Below are 19,966 nucleotides of genomic sequence, written 5' to 3' on the forward strand. Positions count from 1 at the left end.
TCCTATTTTTCAGCTAAAGATGGTAAATAAAATTCCTCAACAAATGATGTCTTCGTGTCTCCTGCTTTAAACCGCTCATGGTTCACTACTTTTTTCAGCATCGGAATATTCGTCTTTATCCCTTCCGCCCGGTAGCGCTCAAGAGCATTGGATAATCGGTCAATCGCCTGGTGACGGTCCATCCCATATACAACCAGCTTTGCTATCATTGGGTCATAAAACGGAGTTACCTTCGAATTTCCATGAACAGCAAGTTCATTTCTTATACCATCTCCCTCTGGCACTTCAAACTTCGTTAAATTACCAGGAGAAGGGAAAAACCTTTCTGGGTCTTCTGCATATATCCTTACTTCTATCGCATGACCCTTTATACCAAGGTCATCTTGTGTAAAGGATAAAGGATCTCCATCAGCAATTTTAATCTGCTGTTCCACCAAATCCAGACCAGTGATTTCTTCAGTCACCGGATGTTCAACTTGAAGACGTGTATTCATTTCAAGAAAATAAAAATTCTCTTCTTCATCTACCAGAAATTCTATCGTTCCGGCATTTTTATAAGATAAGGCTTTAACAGCCTGTACAGCTTTATTTCCCATTTCATCTCGCGTTTTTTGAGAAATAAACGGGGATGGAGCTTCTTCTAGTACTTTTTGGTGTCGTCTCTGGATCGAGCATTCCCGCTCAAATAAATGTACCGCGTTACCAAAACCATCGCCCAGAACCTGAATTTCAATATGGCGGGGGTTAAGGATTTGCTTCTCAAGGAACATGGTGCCATCTCCGAAAAACGAAGCAGCCCGCTTAGAATTCCCTTCAAAAGCCTTTTCCAGTTCCTGATCATTTTTGACAGCCTGCATGCCGATTCCTCCGCCGCCTGCAGCAGCTTTCAGCATGACAGGATAGCCGAATTCATTGGCGTATGCTTTAGCCTCTTCCACATCTTTTAAAGCTTGATCCGTCCCAGGAACAATCGGTACACCAGCTTCCTTCATCGCTTGCCTGGCTGCCACTTTATCTCCCATTTTTGCTATGACATCACTGGAAGGTCCAATAAATGTCAACCCGGCTTCACGGCACTTTCTGGCAAAGCCTGCATTTTCACTCAATAGTCCATAGCCGGGATGTATGGCCTCTGCTCCCGACTTTCTAGCCGTATCAAGTATTTTTTCAATGTTCAAGTAGGATTCGTTCACACGAGGTTTGCCAATCAGAAAGCTTTCATCGGCTTGTTTAACATACGGAGCATCTTCGTCTGCCTCCGAGTAAACAGCGACAGTATTAATCCCCATTTTCTTACATGTGCGAATGATTCTTGCAGCAATCTCTCCGCGGTTTGCGATCAGAATTTTAGTGAACAATTTTCTGCCTCCTCCGGTTAAGATTTCGATTGCAGCATATCAAGGGCATTTTCACGCAATTTGAATTTTTGGATTTTGCCACTTGCTGTCATCGGGTATTCGTCTGTAAATTGAATGTATTTTGGTATTTTATGTTTCGAAATTTTCCCGTCGCAAAATTCCCGTATGTCCTTCTCCGTAACAGCTGATCCTTCCTTTGCAATAATCCAGGCCATAATTTCTTCGCCATACTTGCTGTCAGGTACACCGACTACCTGGACATCCAGGACACTCGGGTGCTGATAAAGAAACTCTTCTATTTCTCGTGGATATACATTTTCGCCTCCGCGGATAATCATGTCCTTAATCCGGCCAGTGATTTCAATGTAGCCCTGTTCATCCATCACAGCGATATCGCCAGTACGAAGCCACCCTTCTTCATCAATAGCCGTCTCTGTTGCCTCAGTGTTTTTATAATAGCCTTCCATGACGAGGTATCCTTTTGTACATAGTTCTCCCGGTACACCCGGTTCGACTTCTTCATTCGTACCTGGTTCGATAATCTTCACTTCCACATTCGGATGTGCTTTGCCAACAGTGCTTACTCGGCGTTCAACCGGGTCATCTGTTCGGGTTTGAGTGATAACAGGAGAGGATTCCGTCTGACCGTAAGCGATTGTAATTTCTTCCGCCCCCATTTTATGGATGACATCTTTCATTACTTCCATTGGGCAAGTGGATCCTGCCATTATTCCTGTACGTAATGTATCTGCTTTAAACGAAGCAAATCTCGGATGGTTCAATTCTGCTATGAACATCGTGGGAACCCCATGGAGGGCAGTACACTTTTCTTTTTCGACGGCATCAAGCACTTTTTCCGGATCAAATTGCTCTAATATCACCATCGTAGACCCTTTTGAAACGGCAGCCATTGTCCCTAACACACAGCCAAAACAATGGAAAAACGGGACAGGGATGCACAAACGATCCTCTTCTGTCAGCTTCATGGAATCCGCTACCTGATTCCCATTGTTTACGATATTATAGTGGCTTAGCATGACACCTTTCGGAAAGCCGGTCGTTCCGGAAGTATACTGCATATTAATGACATCTTGATAAGACAGACTTGCATGACGCTGCTCTAGTGAATCATCCGGCAATTCACGTCCCATCACAATCATTTCACTCCAGGTATAGCATCCGTCATATTCCCTGTCTCCCAGAGTGACAATGTTTTTCAGATGAGGGAACCGGCTGCTTTGAATCTCACCTTTTTCGGATATTTCTATCTCTGGGCAAACTTCTTTTAAAATATCGATGTAGGAGGCACCACGAAAGCTTTCAGCCAGAATCAATGTTGTTGCATCGGATTGTTTCAATAGATATTCCAGCTCCTGTGCACGATAGTTAGTATTTACCGTCACCAGGACCCCGCCCATTTTCCCAGTTGCAAATTGGGAAATCAGCCATTCCGGTTTATTGTCTGCCCAGATAGCTACATGATCCCCTTTTTCAATTCCTAGAGCCATGAATCCTTTAGCTGCTTCATTGACGAGATGGTCGAATTCAGCATAAGTTTTTCGCAAATTGAGTTCCGGGTAGACGAATGCCTCATGATCAGGGTGGTTTTTAACCTTTTCCTCCAGCAATTCACCGACAGTCAGTTTCAATAATGACATAGCGTTCCTCCTTAATATGAGATTAGCATCCAAGTTTCCTTGCAATGACGAGACGCTGGATTTCAGATGTTCCTTCACCAATTTCCAGAAGCTTCGCATCTCGCAAGTATCGTTCCACTTCATATTCCCTCATATAACCATAGCCGCCATGGATCTGGATCGCCTGATTCGCGGATCGGAAAGCGGTTTCAGAAGCGAACAGCTTGGCATAGGCGGATTCTTTAGTAAATGGCTTCCCTTGGTCCTTAAGCCATGCTGCTTTGAATACCATATTCCTGGCAAGCTCTACTTCCATGGCCATGTCAGCAAGCTTGAACTGAATGGCCTGGAAATTCGAAATCGGCTGTCCGAACTGCTTTCTTTCCTTGGCATAGGCTAGAGCCCTGTCTAATGAAGCCTGGGCAATCCCCACACCGAGTGCTGCAATGGAGATTCTGCCACCATCAAGCGTATATAAAAATTGTCCAAAACCTTTTTTTGGATCCCCTAATATGTTTTCCTTAGGTACCTTGACATCCTCCAGGATAATTTCCGAGGTATTGGAACCGCGTACACCCATTTTGTCATAATTGCTATTGATTTTAAGACCTGGGGTATCACGAGGCACGATAAAAGCAGATATGATATTCTTTCCGTCTTCTCGTTTTCCTGATACTGCTGTTACAGTAATCGAACGGGCATACTCTGCGTTAGTAATCCAGCATTTTTCCCCGTTGATTATATATTCATCTCCAATAAGTTCAGCACGTGTCTGGGTACCGCCTGCATCCGAACCCGCATTAGGTTCCGTTAAACCGAAGGATGCCAGTCCTTCTCCTTTTGCGAGTGGAACTAGGAATTCCTGTTTTTGCTCTTCGGTTCCGAAGTAGTAAATCGGACTTGCACCAAGGGATACTGCAGCTGCATAACTGAGGCCGGTAGACCCGCAAACCCGGCCAATTTCTTCTACAGCAAGGGCGTAAGTGATCGTGTCTCCCCCTGCCCCTCCGTACTCCTCAGGGAATGGAATGCCAAGCAGTCCCAGCTTCCCGATTTCCTTAAAAATGTCCTCAGGAAACTTGGAATTAATGTCGATATCAATAGCCCTTGGCTGAATGACGTTCTCCGCAAAATCACGGACCATTTTTCTCGTCATCTCTTGTTCTTTCGTTAATTCAAAGTTCATAATGCTCCCCCTTTAGATACCCTGCTTTAACAAGACCGACTGGTTGGTCTGTAACGGGCAAAAAATTATGTAAGCGGTTTCCTTTCTCAGTAAAAAAAAGGACGTTCAAGCAAGTGTGAATCGAATACTTGTTGTTGATGAGAAGAAGAAGGCAAAATCGCATGGAGGATAAAATCCACATAGACATCAGCGATTTGGTCTATGGAGTATTTTCCATCACGTTGATACCATTTATATATCCAGTTGACCATACCGAGTATCGCCATCCCGACGATTTCCATCGGAAGTTCTCTTCTGAAGTCACCGGATTCCTGTCCTTCCTTAATCACTTGAAAAACCATTTGCTTGAAAGCATCTCGCTTACGTTTCATTTGCTTTTCATACTCTGGCTTCAAATAGATACTTTCTTGATAAAAGACGGAAATATGAGGCTTATAAAGGTCAAATACTCTCACAAAAGCTTTGACGATCGCCTGAATTTTATTGATAGGTGATTGATGGATTTCATTGGCAGCCTTGGCTTCTTTCAACACATAGGTAATAAAGGTGTCATGGATGACAAACAGCAGTTCATCCTTTGATTGGAAATGATGATAGAATCCACCTTTGGATGTGTTAGAAGCGGCGACTATCTGGTTTACAGTCACCCCGTGGAAGCCGTGTTTTTCAAACAGCTCGAGAGAGGTACGCATGATGGACTCTCTTAACTCAGACATACATCATCCCCTTTCTCAATCACATCTGTCCATATTTTATCATAGTTTTCAGAAAATACAAATGAATCTGAGTTGAATGAATTGAAGTGATTTACTACTTTCATTTTAACTACCTGACTAGAAAAAGCGTCCAAGCCTATTCAGGCTGGACGCTCACATTTAGGAGTGATGATTATCTTCAAAAGGTTTTTCATAGGTCGGTTTCATCCAGATATCTACCACTTCTCCGCTTTGGTCAATATCCACGACGTATGAGCCATTACTGTAACGGTCATTTGTTTTGAACTGCATTGGATTTATAGTAAGTACTTGACCATTGGCGCTCTTCACCTGTAATTCATCCCCTGATTCGGTCAAAATCATGTTGATGAGCCGATGCGGATTCTTTTTCAACTCCCTAAGCATGATAACTCCCCGTTTTGCCCTGGACGTCTGTTCAAATTCTTTTAATCGCATCCGTTTGATTGCTCCTCTGTGAGTGACTATGACAATCGAAGGCTCTGCCAAATCGTCGAATACTTGTCCGGAAACAACATAATCCCCATCTTTCAGGTTGATTGCTTTCACACCTGCAGCCCTTTGGCCGACTGCCTTAACTTCACTCTCATGATACCAGAGGCCATATCCTTTATTCGTTGCAAGTAAGACATCCGAATGACCAGAGGTGAGGAAGACGTTGGTGACCTCGTCATCTTCTTTCAGGTTTATGGCAACAAGGGGTTTGGAATAACGCTGAGCCTGGTAAAGGGAAAGCTCACTTTTTTTCACCATGCCATTTTTTGTGAAGAACAATAAGAATTGATTATCCTTGAACTCACGGACAGGGTAAGCATCCACTATCTGCTCGTTATTGTTGATCGGAACGAGATTAGCAATATGCTGTCCGAGATCCTTCCATCTTATATCTGGAATTTCATGGACAGGAAGGTACAGGTAGTTCCCTTTATTCGTAAACAGCAGGAGCTTATCTGTCGTATTTATTTCAAGGAGCCGCAACAGATGGTCCCCTTCCTTGATTGCCAGATCCTCCCCGTTCGATGCTGCATAGGAACGAAGACTGGTACGTTTGACATATCCGTCACGTGTCACAGAAACAAGTATGTCTTCACTAGCTACCATGACCTCCAAATTGATTTTCAGTTCTTCGATCTCTTCTTCAATTTTCGTACGGCGTTCATCTTTGTATTGCTTTTTCAGAGCTTTCAGATCATTTTTGATGACTTGAAGAAGCTTCCGTTCGTTTGCCAGGATATCTTCCAGATATGCAATCCGGTCTCTAAGTTCGCCAGCTTCTTTTTCTAATGCTGTGATATCTGTGTTAGTCAGACGATATAACTGCAGGGTAACAATCGCTTCTGCTTGTTCTTCAGTGAAATCATAGGCATCAATCAAGCGATTTTTTGCATCTGCCTTATCCTTGGAAGCCCGTATCGTAGCAATCACTTCATCCAGAATAGAAATTGCTTTGATAAGACCTTCCACAATATGTGCACGTGCCTTCGCCTTTTTTAAGTCGTATTGAGCCTGTCTTGTCACTACATCTTTCTGGTGGGAAATATACGAATCAATGATTTGATGAAGATTAAGCAGTTGTGGTGTGCGATCCTTGATCGCTACCATATTAAAATGATAGGTTACCTGCAAATCTGTATTTTTGAACAGATAATTCAACACACCTTCACTATTGGCATCTTTTTTTAATTCCACTACGATTCGAAGTCCCGTCCGGTCAGTTTCATCCCGGACTTCCGCAATTCCTTCTACTTTTCGGTCAATCCGAAGTTCATCCATACGTTTAACGAGGTTTGCTTTATTCACTTCATAAGGAATTTCGTCAATGACAATTTGTTCTTTGCTGCCTTTTATTGACTCGATTTCGGTACGCCCACGGAGGACTATTTTGCCTTTACCTGTCTCGTACGCTTTCTTGATACCTTCTATACCCTGGATAATCCCCCCTGTAGGGAAATCAGGACCTTTCATCTTGGTCATTAACTCGTCAATAGAGACATCTTGTTTTTCAATTTTCATAATAACAGCATCGATGACTTCGCCTATATTATGGGGCGGAATATCCGTAGCATACCCAGCGGAGATTCCTGTCGACCCATTAACCAGAAGGTTAGGGAATTTCGCCGGCAGGACAACTGGCTCAAATATCGTATCATCAAAGTTAGGAATGAAATCCACTGTTTCCTTTTCTATATCACGTAATAACTCAGAGGAAATACTGGATAGGCGTGCTTCCGTATAACGCATGGCGGCTGGTGGATCCCCATCCACACTTCCGTTATTCCCGTGCATTTCGACAAGTCCTTTCCGTACCTTCCAATCCTGGCTTAACCGGACCATGGCATCATATACAGACGTATCCCCGTGCGGATGGTAATTACCAATTACGGTACCGACCGTTTTGGCCGATTTTCGGAAAGCTTTATCGTGCGTATTCTTTTCCTGATGCATAGCAAAAAGAATTCGCCGCTGAACCGGTTTCAAACCATCCCTTGCATCCGGAAGAGCGCGCTCCTGTATGATGTATTTACTGTATCTTCCGAATCGGTCGCCAATGACCTCTTCCAGTGGTAAATCTAAGTAGTTCTCAACTTCCGCCAAAAGAATATCCTCCTCTAGTTATGAAGTTTATCGTTTTCTAAAATATTGACTTCATCTTCTAATCCAAACGCTACATGGGATTCAATCCATTTACGTCTAGGTTCTACTTTGTCTCCCATAAGTGTCGTAACCCGTCGTTCTGCCCGGGCCAGATCATCAATGGTTACCCGGATCAATGTCCTTGTTGCAGGGTCCATCGTCGTTTCCCAGAGCTGGTCAGCATTCATTTCACCGAGACCTTTATAACGCTGGATGATATAACCATTTTTGAATTTTTTAACGGCTTTATCCATGCCTTCTTCGTCCCAGGCATACTCAATTTGCTCTTTTTTTCCTTTCCCTTTCGAAATCTTATAAAGAGGCGGCAAGGCGATAAACACTTTACCAGCTTCCACCAAAGGACGCATATAACGGTAAAAGAAAGTCAAAAGCAGCACCTGGATATGAGCGCCGTCCGTATCGGCATCGGTCATGATGACGATTTTATCATAATTACAGTCTTCGAGGTCAAAATCGCCTCCAACACCTGCGCCAATCGTATGAATAATAGTGGAGATTTCTTCATTCTTGAAAATGTCCGCTATTTTTGCTTTCTCCGTATTGATAACTTTCCCGCGGAGCGGCAGAATTGCTTGGAATTTTCTATCACGACCCTGTTTTGCCGAACCTCCGGCAGAGTCACCCTCCACTAGATACAACTCATTTTTCTTCGGATTACGAGACTGAGCAGGAGTAAGTTTTCCGCTCAGCATCGTTTCTTTACGCTTCTTTTTCTTTCCTGAACGAGCGTCTTCCCTGGCTTTCCGGGCAGCTTCCCTTGCTTCCTTTGCTCTGATTGCTTTTTTAATCAGAAGACTTGCAATATCAGGGTTCTCTTCCAAAAAGTACGAAAGTTTTGCAGAAACAACAGCGTCTACAGCTGATCTCGCCTCGGACGTGCCCAGTTTACTTTTCGTCTGCCCTTCAAATTGTAAAAGCTCCTCCGGTATACGAGCAGAAACTATCGCAGTAAAACCTTCCCTGATATCGTTTCCTTCCAAATTCTTATCCTTTTCCTTCAACTGCCCTGTTTTCCGTGCATGATCATTGAAAATTCTCGTTACTGCGGTTTTTGCCCCAGATTCATGGGTTCCCCCATCTTTGGTACGTACATTATTGACGAATGAAAGCATGCTTTCTGCGAATCCGTCATTGAATTGGAAAGCAAAGTCAATTTCGATGCCGTTCTGCTCTCCTTCGAATGAAACAACTGGATGCAGGGTGTCTTTTTCTTCATTGAGATAACTGACGAATGATTTCAGTCCGTCATCATATTGATAGCTTTCTTCCATATCCTTTCGTTGGTCGACCAGCTTGATTTCTACACCTTTCAATAGAAAAGCCGCTTCACGTAACCGTTCGGACAATGTTTCAAAATTAAAATTTGTTGTCGTAAAAACAGAGCTGTCAGGCTTGAAATGAATGATCGTTCCACTTTTCCTAGTTGTTCCTTTTCTCTCTAGAGATGTAACAGGGACACCACCATTCTCAAAACGCTGCATATACGTCTGCCCGTCACGATGGATGGTAACCTCCAGCCATTCTGAAAGGGCATTTACTACAGAAGCACCGACCCCATGAAGACCGCCACTGGTTTTATATCCTCCTTGACCGAATTTTCCTCCGGCATGCAGGACAGTTAAAATGACTTCAGGAGTTGGCTTCCCCATTTTATGCATTCCTGTAGGCATGCCCCGTCCCTCATCTTTCACAGACAAACTGCCATCTTTATGGACCGTGACCGTAATCGTTTCTCCATAGCCGGCTAACGCTTCATCTACGGCATTATCAACGATTTCATGGACGAGATGATGGAGTCCGCGATGGTCGGTGCTGCCAATATACATACCCGGGCGCTTCCGAACCGCTTCCAGTCCCTCCAGTACTTGTATCGAATCATCTGAGTATTGTTGTGCTTGTTTAACCAACTTGACAACGTCTCCTTTCTAGAACGAACCTATCTCTCTTTATAATAGAACAAACGTTCGAGCGTGTAAATATCTTCGAATAATGCTGCTTGTTCTATTTTAGCCTTTTTGGCGTAAGACGCAAATGTTTCTTTTATGTAAACCAGTAAAAAATCCCTGTATGAACAGGGATTTTTTACTTGAAAATACGTTTAAGGAAGGCTTATTACCTACCGACCAGAACAGCATGGGCTACTTTAATGCAAGTATCCATGATAACCGTAAAGCCTCGTTCTTTCAAATAATCATAAGCCGAACTATCTTGTACACCTTGCTGGGCCCAGAAAATCTTAGCATTTGTTTCGGCAGCATCTCTGGCAAGATCGGGTAGAAACTCAGAACGTCTGAAAACATTAATCATCTCAAAGTCTATATCGACATCTTGCAATGTATCATAAGCTTTTTCCCCCAAAACTTCTTCTACAGTAGGATTGACGGGAATTATACGATACCCTGCCTGCTGCATTGCTTTTGCTATCTGATAGGAAGTTCGATGTTCTTTATCTGATAATCCAACGACTGCTATGGTTTTCGTTTCTAATAAAGCCGTTTTTATCGTTTCCTGATCTGGATGCTGGTAACCCATAGTAACTCCTCCTTTACAATAATCCTTGTTCTTTTAGAAATTCACGAGCGACCTCTTCCGCGGATCTATCTTTTTGTTCCACTTGATAATTCATCTTTCTCATTTGATCCCCGGTTATTTTGCCTCCAAGCTGGTTTAAAATATCCTTAAGCTCTGGATATTTTTCAATCGTTTCCTGTCTCAATAGTGGGGCACCCTGATATGGAGGAAACAGATTCTTATTATCTTTTAGCACCTTCAAATTGAGTGCTTCGATATAACTTGCTGTAGAGTAAGCATCAATCACGTCTACTTCCTTGTTTTTTATCGCACCCTGCCTGAGACCAGGATCCATGGTTTTCACTTGTCCGAATTGGATGTTATAAAGCTGTTTAATGCCCTGATATCCATCCTGACGGTCTTTGAACTCAAGAGTGAACCCAGCTGTCATCTGATTATCTATCGGCTGCAGGTCTTCAATGGTTTCCAATCCATATCGATTCGCAAAATCCTCTCGGACGGCAAGTGCATAGGTATTATTGAACTGCATTGGCTGCAGATATGCCATATTAAACTTCTCCTGCATACCTTTTTTCGCAGCGTGATAAACTTCCTCCGGATTGTTACTTTCCGCTTGCTGTTCCAGTAATGTCACTAATGCAGTTCCCGTGAATTCTGGATATAAATCGATGCTGCCTTCCTGCAGAGCAGAAAATACCACATCCGTTTTCCCGAGGTTTGGAATAAGTTCAACTTCAAGATTTGACCCATCCTCAATTAATAGTTTGTACATGTTAATCAATATCCTAGGTTCAGCACCGAGCTTGGCTCCTATAGTAATGTCAGCTTTTTTCTCACCGGCAAATAGCAGTGGACCGACAGCGATCAATACAGCGACCACCAAAAGGGAAATCAGAGAACGGAAACCGGACTTTGCAGATGTCCGTTCAAACATTCGTAAAATCAAATCCATCATGATCGCTAATAGAGCGGCTGGAATGGCACCGAGCAAGATAAGGTTCAAATCACCGCCACGATCCAGCCCAAGTAGGATGATTTCTCCCAGCCCCCCGGCACCGATCAAAGCAGCAATAGTGGTCGTACCTACAATTAATACCATGGATGTTCGGATACCAGCCATGATTACCGGCATAGCAATCGGCAATTCTACACGGGACAAACGACGAAAAGAAGTCATCCCCATGCCAGTCGCCGCTTCTTTCAGTGCCGGGTCGACTTCTTTGATGCCTGTATACGTATTACGTAGAATCGGAAGTAACCCATAAGCGGATAATGCAATGATGGCAGGTGTCTGTCCAATCCCAAAGAACGGAATCAAAAATGCTAATACGGCAAGACTTGGTATTGTCTGTAAGATGGCTGTTAATCCGATGATCGGCTCTGCTACCTTATGGTTCCTCGTCAGAATAAGACCAAGAGGCAGGGATATTAATGTGGCAATGACAAGCGATATGATGGAAATTTGAAGATGCTCCCAAATTGTTGGCCATAGGACGTCTTGACGTTGTTGAAATACTTCGATGAACTCGCCCATCACTGCACCACCCCATTTTCCGTCTTAATATGTTTTTTAAGGTGGAGTACTATGTCCCTGTAACTTATCGTTCCAACCAATTGGGCACCCTTGACGACAGGCAGCAGTTCTTCATTGTGTTCTTCAAATTTTTCAGCTGCTTTCTTTAATGGTATATCATTTTTTAGTGTCGGAAGCTTTACCTCTTTCCCGTTCTTAACGGCACCAAAATAGGTACCGTCAATTCCCTTGATAATATATGTGCCCTGTTTCTCATATTCCCCATTGTCAAAGCTTGTCTTGGAAATTACCTGGTTTGCAGTCTGATCGACCATCACATCTACAGCTGTCTGCCACGGAGATTTACGGTTTCCGATAAAGTCTTTGACGAAATCGTTTTTAGGAGAAAGTATCATATTCTGCGGGGTATCAAGCTGAATGATTTCCCCTGCTTTCATTAGGCACACACGATCACCAAGTGCCAATGCCTCGTCCATATCATGGGTAACAAAAACGATTGTTTTTTGGATCTCCTGCTGCAGGTCCCGGATATCCTGCTGCAGTTTTTCACGGCTGATCGGGTCAAGCGCACTGAAAGGTTCATCCATTAGTATAAAATCCGGATCAGCCGCAAGCGCACGAATAACCCCGACGCGCTGCTGTTGCCCACCGGAGAGTTCATCAGGCTTTCTTTTACGGTGAGTTGCAGGGTCGAGCCCGACCATATCCATCAATTCATCGATGCGTTTGGAGACATCTTTTTTCTTCCATTTCTTCATCTCTGGAACTATGGATATATTTTCCTCTACTGTCATATGGGGAAACAAGGCGATTTGTTGGAGGACGTAGCCAATGTTCCACCGTAATTCATGGATGTTATATTCCCGGATATCCTGATTATGTATAAAAATAGATCCGGAAGTAGGCTGAATAAGCCGATTGATCATTTTCATGGTAGTAGTCTTTCCACATCCACTAGGACCAACCAAAGTCAACAATTCCCCTTCGTTGACTTTAAAGCTCATATTTTTGACGGCTGTCGTGCCATCAGAATAGGTTTTAGTAACATTATTAAATTCAATCATCATGGACCCCCTAGTACAACATATGACATATTTATTCCCCATTTTATTATTGAGAAAACATGTAGAAAAAACAAATGATATAGCAATGTTTTCTATAATAGTCTTGATAAGCTCCTTAAGCATGCTTATAATAGCAGAGGCCGGCTTACTGTTTCACGGGTACTGTGTTGTTACATAATGAACAGATTTGCTGAGTCAGCAGGAAATATCTGATGTATGGTTGGATACATGATAGAATAGACATATACGAACAGACGGTAAAGGAGATTTATAATGGAATATGTTATTTTTGCTATAATTGCTTATTTATTAGGTTCGATTCCTTTTGGTTTGCTCGTTGGAAAAATCGGTTACAATATCGACATTCGTGAGCATGGCAGTGGTAATCTTGGCGGAACCAATTCCTTCAGGGTGTTAGGAAAAAAACCAGGTCTGCTGGTTACGAGCGCCGACATTCTTAAGGGTACGCTTGCAACAGTGCTTCCGGTTTTATTCGCTGCTGATGTTTATCCCCTTATTATTGGGATATTTGCAGTCATTGGCCATATGTATCCGGTCTTTGCCAGTTTTAGAGGAGGAAAAGCAGTCGCTACATCCGGTGGTGTTATCCTTGGTGCCAATCCACTCGTATTTGTTATTATGATAGCCACTTTTTTCCTCATGCTGTATTTAACGAAATTCGTTTCCTTATCTTCCATGATTACAGGTATCATTTCCATGGCTGTAAGTTTTTTTATTGCTGATAATGGTCTTTTCATCGTAATTACATTTCTTACCTTGTTTGTGATTTACCGGCATCGGACCAATATCAAGCGAATCATCAACAAAACAGAACCAAAAATAACCTGGATGTAAGAGAGATTCAAATTTTTAGAAGCAAACGAGTTTTTTTCTGCATTCAAAATGAAGGAGCAGCAATAGCCGATTAAGGCAGGCTGCTCTTTTTGTTGGGCTTTTTATTTTGGGGTATGATAAAAAAGTATAGGGGAATCAAACGAAATTATGGTATGATTTGCTTGGTAATATCCTTTGCAGCAGGGGGATATGACGCACTTTCATTAAAGCAGAAAACTGTATAAAATGCCTTCCATCATGTATACTCGGAGGTATGAGAAACACTGCTGTGGCTTGAAAGGAGTCAATGTTATGCAAAAGACCAATTTGAAGAATAAAAAACTACTACCTTCTAAAGCAGCGCGTCATAAATTGTTTGGATCGATAGAGCCAGGACCTCGCACCAAACCAATGGAAAAAGAACAGATGGTCGACCTTCAAAATTCAAAACAAGATTTTTTATTTGAAATAGATACCGTAGGAATTGCTAATGTCAAGCACCCAATCAGAATTCCGAGTCAAATGGCGCCGGAAATCCAGACAACTATCGGGACCTTCTCCTTTGGTTCCTCTATTACCCAGGATAGTAAGGGGACAAACATGAGCCGGTTCACCCAGCAATTGGACCAGTACCACCAGGAAGGATTTGCTGTGGATATCAGTACGTTGAAGAAGTTCACCAGAGAACTGGCAGTCCGTTTGAAGCAGACGGATGCAGAAATTGAAGTGGCATTTCCATGGTTTTTTGAACGAAAAGGTCCTTCTTCTGGTCTAAGTGGCATGAACCATGCAGATGCCTATATGAAAGTCAGTTACCATGAAGACACCGGGCATGATTTGGAAGTTGGACTGACGGCTACCATTACTACATTATGCCCATGTTCGAAGGAAATCAGTGAATACAGTGCCCACAATCAACGCGGGAATGTATCCATCAACGTCAAACTCACGGACGATTTTGATGAGAATGCAACCGATTGGAAGCTGGCATTACTGGAAGCTGCTGAGAGTAATGCGAGTGCGCGGGTTCACCCTGTCCTAAAAAGACCTGATGAAAAAATGGTTACAGAGCAGGCATATGAAAATCCTCGTTTTGTGGAAGATGTTGTCAGACTTGTAGCAGCAGATCTTTATGAGTATGAATTTGTTGAAAGTTTTTCAGTTTCGTGCCGTAATGAAGAATCCATCCATCTTCACGATGCAGTTGCAAAACTAAGCTATGATAAAAACCAAGAACATGTTTAGGTGTTGATCCATGAAGCATATTTTCATTGGATTGATCAGGTTCTACCAGAAGTTTATCAGTCCATTAAAACCACCCACCTGTCGATTTTTTCCGACTTGCTCCCAATATAGCCTGGAAGCATTCCGCAGGTTCGGATTCTTCAGAGGAGCATATTTAACGGTTGTCAGAATTGCCAAGTGCCAGCCTTTTCACCGAGGTGGATTTGATCCAGTACCTGAGAAGAAAAGATGACAAAAAGCAGACTGACATTGACAGTCTGCTTTTCCTGTTGTAGCTCAGTGACGTGTAGTTTCAATTTAATATGATGTGGTATGGGTAGAGATAAGTATTCGCTGAGGAGATGATGTAATGATTATCGAAGTTACCGAGCAAGCAGCTAATTGGTACGAGGAAGAACTGGAAATTACCGGTAAAACTTTTATTCGCTTTTTTGTCAGGTATGGGGGTTCAGGCGGTCTGCAACCGGGATTTTCACTAGGAATTAGACAAGAAGAACCTTTTGAACCGGTTGCTGAAACCGAAGTTAATGGGGTTCTCTTTTTCATTGAAGAATCTGATGAATGGTATTTTGATGATAAGTCTCTGAAAGTAGAATATAATGAAAAATGGGAAGAGCCAGAATACAAATACGAATAATCTATTATCACATTTCAAAAGGGCGGGATAAGTGTATTCCCGCCCTTTTTTCGTACTAAAGATGGAACTTTTCTATATGACCCCACAAACCTTCTTTTCTTAGTATCTTTGCTTGTGAATCACCGAAAAGATCGAAGTGGGGATAAGTTTTATCCATATGGATCCACGCACTATGAAGACCGTGCTTACTGCCCCACTTTGTTAATTTTTCAATATCGGAACAGCCCACTTTTGTGACGGTATCGCACCCTGGAAATCTATCATCTATCCAAAAGTGAGTTAAGAATGCGATTTCTCCATTACGAACTTTCCTCTTCCATTCCTTTAACTCTTTACGATCCACTCCAAATGCCATTTCACCCCTCCAATGCTTCCTGGTATGCCTTATGCCAGTTTGGAAACGAACGCCTGATTGACACTGGCCGGAAACTCCCTTCTTTTACAATTACATGCCTGGTATGCCCAGAAACGGAAAGCTCCCCATGCTGATTGAAAATCTGATATCCATATGTGATCCTCAAGCCATCATAATCCTCAAGCCAAGTTTTAACATGGGCTTCTTCCCCGTACCTAACCGGTTTTTTAAATTGGATATCCGCATCCACAACCGGTGAAACGACTCCCTGTTTCTCAATTTCATGATACTTAAAGCCAAGGGCTTCAATGAAGTCTGTTCTTCCTAACTCAAACCAGACAAGGTAATTGGCGTGATAGACGACACCCATCTGATCTGTTTCCTGATATCTAACTCGAATAGACGTATTTGTCTCTAACATATTATTGCTCCCCCTGTATGTCATTCCATGCCTGTTTCATATCACCTTTTGATAATACTGACATTTCTATCTGTTTTTCATTTTCCAATCGCAATGCCTGGTATTGGATTGCTTCATTGATCAGGTTGTTCACAAACCTGCCATTTCCACTTATATTCGTGGTTTGGAATTTTTCAAAAAGGAAGCTCTTCGCCTGTTCTTCTAGTTCATATTCATAAAGACCTGACTGGTATATGGTCATCTGCAGTAATGCATGGGGATCATAATCGGGAAAATGGATATATTTTTTAAAACGGCTCGCAAGGCCAGGGTTGCTGTCGATTAATTTATCCATCTCCTTATCGTACCCGGCCAGAATGACCACAAGGTTTTCGTCATGCTTCGTCATTTCATCAACCAATGTTTCTACGGCTTCCTTACCAAAATCATCTCGGCCGCCTTTATAAAGGGAGTAAGCTTCATCGATAAATAATACTCCACCCAGCGCTTCGCGTATTTTCTTCTTTGTTTTAATAGCAGTTTGTCCTACAAAACCAGCTACAAGATCACTTCTTGAAGAAGTAATGACATGTCCGCGTTTGAGTAAGCCGCATTGCTTTAATATACCTGCATAGATCTTTGCTACTGTTGATTTTCCTGTTCCGGGATTACCGGTAAAAACTGAATGAAGTTGAACTGGTACGTGAGGCAATCCGTTTTGCTTTCGTTTTTGTTGTATACGGACAAATGACGATAGTTTTTTCACTTCTTTTTTGACACTTTCCAAACCAATAAGTTCATCTAGTTCATTAAGTGGTGGGTGTTCTGAATCAGCGTACGCTTCGGTTCTCAGGTCCTCTTCACTGATACGCATATGATCGAGCCAATGCAGCTGCTCTTTGGAATCCTCTGCAGCTCCTTTTTGGAAAATAGTCTTTAAAACCAGGTTTCTGACTGTGCGCGCATTGCCGAACGATTCATCTACCCGTTGTTTATCTATCGCTTGTTCCAATCCTGTTAAAGCCTGATCGGTGAAAAAATAATCATTTTCCATTGCAGCATTCTCAGCGATCTGCAAAAGTTCATTCATATCATAATCAGGTAGTTCGATATGATTCTGCTCAGGAAATCTACTGCGTAACCCGGGATTTGACCAAAGGAATTGCCGCATTTCCTCCGGATAACCTGCCAGAATGACGGCAAATGTATCCCCATATTCTCTGCTCGTCATTGCTGAAACCAGCGTATCAATGACTGCCTGGCCATAATCATTTCCTGTTTGGCCTTCCCTGCTTAGACTGTAGGCTTCATCGATGAAAAGCACGCCACCCTTTGCCTGTTTGACATAGTTCATGGTATTTTCTTCGCTCTGGCCAACGTAAGAACCGACAAGGTGGGAACGATTCACTTCAATTACTTCTTTCGTTTTTAGTATTCCCAATTCATGATAAATATTGGCCAGAAGCCTTGCCAGCGTTGTTTTTCCTGTGCCAGGGTTTCCAGTCATGATCATATGGAGTCCAGGTTCATCCACCATGGTAAAGCCATAATCTTTTCTTTCCTGCTGATATTTTAAGAAATGATAATAACGATGGATGTATCCCTTAACTTCATTTAAGCCAATCATGCTATCCAGTTTTGCCAACGCTCCGATTTCAGATTGCCCGGTTAAGAAATCCGGAAGGCGTAATTGAAGTTGGTCACGATTTGCGGACAACGAACGAAGGTTTTCATTTATTTCTTTGACAGGAATATTAGTTTTCCTATTTTCGATCAATTCATATGCTGTAACTAAAAGATCAGAAAGCTCTCTGATTTGAACATGAATATCTTGGTACAATTGCAGTCTTTTCTCAGAAGCATTTACCAGATCTGCATTTACAAGCTCATCGTCAAAATCATCCAGCAAATTTTTTAACATTTCCTGTAAGCCTTGAGTTTTATTCATTTTAGTACCGTGATGATCGGTCTCATGGAAGATCCACTGGTCAAAATTTAATTTTTCCATTCCGTAATAGACTTTCATCAATTGCCTTGCTATATTAAGCTGGGAAATGAGTGGTAACTTCTGATCAAGCAACTTGGCTTGCTTAATGAAATAATCAGAAAGCTCATCGCCCCCAGGATGCCTTTTAATCCTATGGCATGCAAGTATTACATACAGGAGAGCACGCAGGTCATCGTTTTCCTCCTCAAGGTCATCCATCCACTTCAATGCTTCCATTTCGCTAATGGGAGGTGTATGATCGATAGTTTTCCATTGCTGTAATTTTTCGAGGTCTTTTTGTACCATTGCTTTTTATACCTCCTGTTCATTGCCTTATTTTATCACATGGAATAATGGATGTAGATGAACTTGCATAGCAAAATCAATGTTTTGAAATATAAAACGCCTTACCCCGGAGGGAAGGCGTCTAAAATTACTGTTGGTTACGAGCTTCATCCTTGATTTCATTACGCATAGCCTGGATGGATTCTTCTCGTTTACGGTTTTTGTTTTCTATATCGCGCTTATCTTTCTCACTGGCAAGCTCATAGTTTTCATGGGATTTCTCAATATTTTGAATGGTGTTTTGCACCATTTCCTGTAATTTCTCCATATTGTCACTTCTATCGTCAGGATTGGGGTGATTCTGTCTCATCTTCTTCCTCCTATTTCTTACCTTTTGTCTGTATGACTTTAGGTTCTTTATTCGTTTTAACTTCCATCTTCTTCCCATTATTTACGCCAGATTCCCTTGGCTGTGTGCCTAAATGACTTGGTGTGAAAGCTTGTGCATGTTTTCTCGGATTGCCCATAATGGTCCCTCCTTTTGCGGCGTTCACACATAATATTTGCTTGTATGTATTGCTTTATGCTTACAAAAAAAGCAAATCATTTCCCAAAGGGCGATTTGCTTCTTCTCTGTCAAGATGAACGAAGTTTCTGATGATGCCGTTCATCAATTTTTGTTTCAATTTTCATGATCATTTCCTGGTCGGATAAAATCTGCTGCCTATTTTCCTGAACAAGTTCCTGGAAGGTAGGTTTTCGCTTTTTAGCCATGGGAATCTCTCCTTTTATTACCATGATTCCCAATTGACTGAAAATTATACCCTATTTTAATTTTTCTTTCATTTCCACCATAAAATCATAGGTCATAGGGCCGACCTTCCGCTTCTGTTGAATTGTCCCATCTGTTCCGATAAAGTAGGTAGTCGGTATTGTGAATGCGTGGTACTGGTCTGTAACTTCATCTTCTTTATCTAGAGCAACGGTGAACGAATATCCTTTTTCCTCAATATACTTCTTCACTTTTTTTACAGAGGTCTCACTTCCTGTAACGTTAACTGCCAAAATGACCACCTCATCACCAAACTCTTCCTGGAATTTTTGCATTTCTGGCATTTCTTCCTTGCAAGGAGGACACCAAGTTGCCCAGAAATTCAGGAAGATTTTCTTCCCTTTTAAGTCGGAAAGTTTAACCGTTTCACCAGCCAATGTTTCGAGTTCAAAGTCAGGTGCTCTATCTCCGGGTTCCAAGCCTTCGGAAGAATTAGGAGGAACCATTGCAGTACCTTCCTGGCCAGTCTTGCCGGAAACATTATATTCTTCTGGACCTGTCTGCTCCTTCTCTGATGTTATCGTATATACAACTAGTCCAAATAAAATCAATAACACTGCTCCTGCCACCAGGCGCTTAACCATCTAGACTCACATCCTTAATAACTTCCTCATTTCTTAATTAATATGTAAACTGCTGTTGATTTATTTTTATTACTCCTTAAAAATCACTTCATTATTAGTTTATGGAG

The 19,966-nt window shown here is 42.2% G+C and carries 20 protein-coding genes; 4 read left to right on the forward strand and 16 right to left on the reverse strand.

The genetic code is table 11. The features are described from left to right. Nucleotides 1–2: 2 nt before the first annotated feature. The 9 genes from JOC33_RS07460 to JOC33_RS07500 all read right to left on the reverse strand — a co-directional run bounded on the left by JOC33_RS07460 (nucleotide 3) and on the right by JOC33_RS07500 (nucleotide 12,700). Nucleotides 3–1,358 carry an acetyl-CoA carboxylase biotin carboxylase subunit gene (locus JOC33_RS07460; protein ID WP_205091871.1) on the reverse strand — a complete coding sequence of 452 codons (1,356 nt, stop codon included), beginning with the start codon at nucleotides 1,356–1,358 and terminating at the stop codon, nucleotides 3–5. Between the two features lie 17 nt (nucleotides 1,359–1,375). Then, nucleotides 1,376–3,016, reverse strand: a complete 1,641-nt coding sequence (locus JOC33_RS07465) for an AMP-binding protein (RefSeq protein ID WP_205091872.1) — start codon at nucleotides 3,014–3,016, stop codon at nucleotides 1,376–1,378. A 22-nt stretch (nucleotides 3,017–3,038) separates the two neighbouring features. Then, a complete protein-coding gene (locus tag JOC33_RS07470; protein WP_205091873.1) occupies nucleotides 3,039–4,181 on the reverse strand; it encodes an acyl-CoA dehydrogenase in 1,143 nt (380 codons plus the stop codon). Nucleotides 4,182–4,267: 86 nt separating this feature from the next. Further along, the gene (locus JOC33_RS07475; protein WP_205091874.1) at nucleotides 4,268–4,897 is read right to left on the reverse strand and encodes a TetR/AcrR family transcriptional regulator; all 630 of its coding nucleotides are present in this window, start codon (nucleotides 4,895–4,897) and stop codon (nucleotides 4,268–4,270) included. Nucleotides 4,898–5,056: 159 nt separating this feature from the next. Beyond that, nucleotides 5,057–7,510 carry a DNA topoisomerase IV subunit A gene (gene parC / locus JOC33_RS07480; RefSeq protein ID WP_205091875.1) on the reverse strand — a complete coding sequence of 818 codons (2,454 nt, stop codon included), beginning with the start codon at nucleotides 7,508–7,510 and terminating at the stop codon, nucleotides 5,057–5,059. Nucleotides 7,511–7,524: 14 nt separating this feature from the next. Further along, nucleotides 7,525–9,477: a DNA topoisomerase IV subunit B gene (gene parE / locus JOC33_RS07485; RefSeq protein ID WP_205091876.1), complete on the reverse strand. Its 1,953-nt coding sequence runs from the start codon at nucleotides 9,475–9,477 to the stop codon at nucleotides 7,525–7,527. A gap of 205 nt (nucleotides 9,478–9,682) precedes the next feature. Continuing rightward, complete coding sequence (locus tag JOC33_RS07490) at nucleotides 9,683–10,102, reverse strand: CoA-binding protein (protein WP_205091877.1); 420 nt, start codon at nucleotides 10,100–10,102, stop codon at nucleotides 9,683–9,685. A gap of 13 nt (nucleotides 10,103–10,115) precedes the next feature. Next, nucleotides 10,116–11,636: an ABC transporter permease/substrate-binding protein gene (locus tag JOC33_RS07495; RefSeq protein WP_205091878.1), complete on the reverse strand. Its 1,521-nt coding sequence runs from the start codon at nucleotides 11,634–11,636 to the stop codon at nucleotides 10,116–10,118. After that, complete coding sequence (locus JOC33_RS07500; protein ID WP_205092460.1) at nucleotides 11,636–12,700, reverse strand: ABC transporter ATP-binding protein; 1,065 nt, start codon at nucleotides 12,698–12,700, stop codon at nucleotides 11,636–11,638. Before JOC33_RS07500 ends, JOC33_RS07495 begins: the two co-directional genes overlap by 1 nt. Before the next feature lie 273 nt (nucleotides 12,701–12,973). Here JOC33_RS07500 and plsY point away from each other — a divergent pair, with 273 nt between their 5' ends. From plsY to JOC33_RS07520, 4 genes are all read left to right on the forward strand, one after another. Continuing rightward, on the forward strand, nucleotides 12,974–13,555 hold the full coding sequence (gene plsY / locus JOC33_RS07505; RefSeq protein ID WP_205091879.1) for a glycerol-3-phosphate 1-O-acyltransferase PlsY: 582 nt from the start codon (nucleotides 12,974–12,976) through the stop codon (nucleotides 13,553–13,555). A gap of 291 nt (nucleotides 13,556–13,846) precedes the next feature. Next, nucleotides 13,847–14,779 (forward strand): GTP cyclohydrolase FolE2, encoded by a 933-nt coding sequence (gene folE2, locus JOC33_RS07510; RefSeq protein WP_205091880.1) that lies wholly within the window; start codon nucleotides 13,847–13,849, stop codon nucleotides 14,777–14,779. A 10-nt stretch (nucleotides 14,780–14,789) separates the two neighbouring features. Then, entirely contained in the window at nucleotides 14,790–15,011 is a 222-nt protein-coding gene (yidD, locus tag JOC33_RS07515; protein ID WP_205091881.1) for a membrane protein insertion efficiency factor YidD, read from the forward strand. 117 nt (nucleotides 15,012–15,128) lie between these two features. Next, entirely contained in the window at nucleotides 15,129–15,416 is a 288-nt protein-coding gene (locus tag JOC33_RS07520) for a HesB/YadR/YfhF family protein (RefSeq protein WP_205091882.1), read from the forward strand. 55 nt (nucleotides 15,417–15,471) lie between these two features. On the opposite strand, the gene JOC33_RS07525 is transcribed toward JOC33_RS07520, so the two are convergent. The 7 genes from JOC33_RS07525 to JOC33_RS07555 all read right to left on the reverse strand — a co-directional run bounded on the left by JOC33_RS07525 (nucleotide 15,472) and on the right by JOC33_RS07555 (nucleotide 19,859). Beyond that, nucleotides 15,472–15,771: a hypothetical protein gene (locus tag JOC33_RS07525; protein ID WP_205091883.1), complete on the reverse strand. Its 300-nt coding sequence runs from the start codon at nucleotides 15,769–15,771 to the stop codon at nucleotides 15,472–15,474. Between the two features lies 1 nt (nucleotide 15,772). After that, complete coding sequence (locus tag JOC33_RS07530) at nucleotides 15,773–16,192, reverse strand: acyl-CoA thioesterase (RefSeq protein WP_205091884.1); 420 nt, start codon at nucleotides 16,190–16,192, stop codon at nucleotides 15,773–15,775. 1 nt (nucleotide 16,193) lies between these two features. Next, a complete protein-coding gene (locus tag JOC33_RS07535; RefSeq protein ID WP_205091885.1) occupies nucleotides 16,194–18,464 on the reverse strand; it encodes an AAA family ATPase in 2,271 nt (756 codons plus the stop codon). 127 nt (nucleotides 18,465–18,591) lie between these two features. Then, nucleotides 18,592–18,813 carry a small acid-soluble spore protein Tlp gene (tlp, locus tag JOC33_RS07540; protein ID WP_205091886.1) on the reverse strand — a complete coding sequence of 74 codons (222 nt, stop codon included), beginning with the start codon at nucleotides 18,811–18,813 and terminating at the stop codon, nucleotides 18,592–18,594. A 10-nt stretch (nucleotides 18,814–18,823) separates the two neighbouring features. Continuing rightward, nucleotides 18,824–18,970 carry an acid-soluble spore protein N gene (locus JOC33_RS07545; protein ID WP_205091887.1) on the reverse strand — a complete coding sequence of 49 codons (147 nt, stop codon included), beginning with the start codon at nucleotides 18,968–18,970 and terminating at the stop codon, nucleotides 18,824–18,826. A 109-nt stretch (nucleotides 18,971–19,079) separates the two neighbouring features. Next, nucleotides 19,080–19,217, reverse strand: coding sequence for an FbpB family small basic protein (locus JOC33_RS07550; RefSeq protein WP_205091888.1), 138 nt, complete (start codon nucleotides 19,215–19,217; stop codon nucleotides 19,080–19,082). A 51-nt stretch (nucleotides 19,218–19,268) separates the two neighbouring features. Next, complete coding sequence (locus tag JOC33_RS07555; RefSeq protein ID WP_205091889.1) at nucleotides 19,269–19,859, reverse strand: peroxiredoxin family protein; 591 nt, start codon at nucleotides 19,857–19,859, stop codon at nucleotides 19,269–19,271. Nucleotides 19,860–19,966: the final 107 nt, after the last annotated feature.

This window comes from Thalassobacillus pellis (assembly GCF_016908295.1).
Lineage (GTDB): Bacteria > Bacillota > Bacilli > Bacillales > Halobacillaceae > Thalassobacillus > Thalassobacillus pellis.